Source organism: Nocardia sp. NPDC052254, from assembly GCF_040679495.1.
Lineage (GTDB): Bacteria > Actinomycetota > Actinomycetes > Mycobacteriales > Mycobacteriaceae > Nocardia.
This window is the reverse complement of sequence record NZ_JBFAUW010000034.1, coordinates 1-2,135: the sequence shown is the minus strand read 5'-3', so window position 1 is coordinate 2,135 and position 2,135 is coordinate 1. Positions and strand designations below refer to the sequence as shown.

The following is a 2,135-nucleotide window of genomic DNA, read 5'->3' as shown; positions in this document are numbered from 1 at the left end:
GCGTATGTGCCGGTGGCTGTGGATCAGCCGCCGCGGCGGCGGGCCGCGATCGTCGAGCAGGCCGGTGCCGCGGTTGTCCTCACCGACGACACCGGGCGGTTCGCCACCACCGCGCGTCACGGCGACTCGGGATCGGACGACGTCACCGGGGTGCCGGTGGTGGCGATTGCGGATGCGCGACAGCATGATCGGGCACCGGTGTACCGGGGTAGTGGTGACGATCTTGCGTACGTGATTTTCACGTCGGGTTCGACAGGTGTCCCGAAGGGCGTCGAGATCGAACACGGGCAGGCGGTGAACACGCTCGCCGATCTGCAGGATCGTTACGACCTCGGCCCGCGGGATCGCGTGCTCGCCGTCGCGGCAGTCGATTTCGATCTGTCGGTGTTCGACCTGTTCGGTGTGCTGGGCGCCGGTGGTGGTGCGGTGATCGTGGCGGACGAGGATCGGCGAGATCCGGTCCGCTGGCTGGCGCTGGTGCGCGAACACGGTGTGACGGTGTGGAATACGGTGCCGGCGATGCTGGACATGCTGCTCACGGTCGCCGAGACCGGGCCGGGGCTGCCGTCTGCTCTGCGGCTGGCGCTGGTGTCCGGGGATTGGGTGGGTCTGGATCTGCCCGGCCGCCTCGCCGAGCTGTCGAACCGCTGCCGTCTGGTTGCCCTGGGCGGCGCCACGGAAGCATCGATCTGGTCGAACTTCTTCGAGGTCGAGTCGGTGGATCCGCGGTGGACTTCCATTCCCTACGGTCGGCCGCTGCGTAACCAGCAGTTTCGTGTCGTCGACGAGAATGGCCGGGATCGTCCCGATTGGGTTCCGGGTGAGCTGTTGATCGGCGGAGCCGGGGTCGCCCGCGGTTATCGGGGCGCCCCCGACCTCACTGCCGCGTCGTTCTTCGAGGACGGTGGTATCCGCTGGTATCGGACCGGAGATCTGGGCCGGTACCGGTCCGACGGGGTTCTCGAATTCCTCGGCCGGGCCGATCGTCAGGTCAAGATCCGCGGGCACCGGGTGGAACTCGGTGAGATCGAGCACGCCATCACCGCCCACCCCGAGGTGCGGCGGGTGACAGCCCTCGCGGTCGGCGAGCGGACCACGGCGCGCTTGGTCGCTTTCGTCGAACCGCTTGTGCCCGCGAACATCTCGAGTTTCCTCGCCGACCGGATTCCCCCCGGATGGGCCCTTGCGCTGATCGCTTTGCCGCACCCGCCGCTGACCGGCAACGGAAAAATCGACCATGCCGCCTTGGTGCGGCGAGCCGAAGCGGAGACGGCCCCCGGCCGGGACGGCGACACGCCGGGAGAGCCGGTCCGCGCGGGGCTGGAAACCAGGATCGGGCAGATATGGCAAGAGCTGCTCGGCGGCGTCCTGCCCGACCGCACAACCAATTTCTTCGGTGCCGGTGGTGACTCCCTGTCGGCGACCCGCCTGGTGAGTCGCCTCGCCCGCGATCTCGGTATCACCGTCACCCTGCGCGAGTTCTTCACCGACCCGACCGTCGCCGGTCTCGGCCAGCACCGAGCCGAGATCACCCCGGGGACCGAGCAGTTGCAGCGCGTGGCCGACGGCTCCACGCTGATCCCCGACCTCACTCATCGACGGGAGCCGTTCGCACTCAACGATATTCAGGTCGCGTACTGGCTGGGCAGGTCGAGCGACTTCGATCTGGGCGGTATCGGTGCGCAACTGTACTTCGAATACGACCGGACCGACCTGGATGTGGATCGGTTGGCACATGCGTGGAACCGGGTGATCGAGCGGCATCCGATGTTGCGTGCGGTGATCGGCGCCGACGGTATGCAGCGGGTCCTGTCCGACACGCCTGAATATCGGATCGAAACAGTCGATGCCCGTGGTGATTTCGACGATGCGGCCGCGGCGCTACGGGACGAGATGTCAGGCGGAGCCCTGGATGCCGCCCGCTGGCCACTCTTCGATATCCGGGTCCTGCGCGAGGGCGGAAAGGCCCGAATATGCGTGGTTTTCGACAGCCTGGTGATCGATGGGTCGAGCGCTCTGGTGCTGATCTCCGAATGGGCACGCTGGTACGCAGATCCCGGGCTCGAACTGGCGCCATTGGCCGTCGAGTTTCGTGATTACGTGGTGAGTTGTGCGCCGTCGGTGGGGGAGGTGCG

1 protein-coding gene is annotated in these 2,135 nt (G+C 67.3%); it reads left to right on the top strand.

The genetic code is table 11. The annotated features are described in order from the left end of the window. Positions 1-12: 12 nt before the first annotated feature. Positions 13-2,135, top strand: a 2,123-nt coding sequence (locus AB0L57_RS32840) for an amino acid adenylation domain-containing protein (protein WP_364970749.1), incomplete at its 3' end; no start/stop codon positions are given.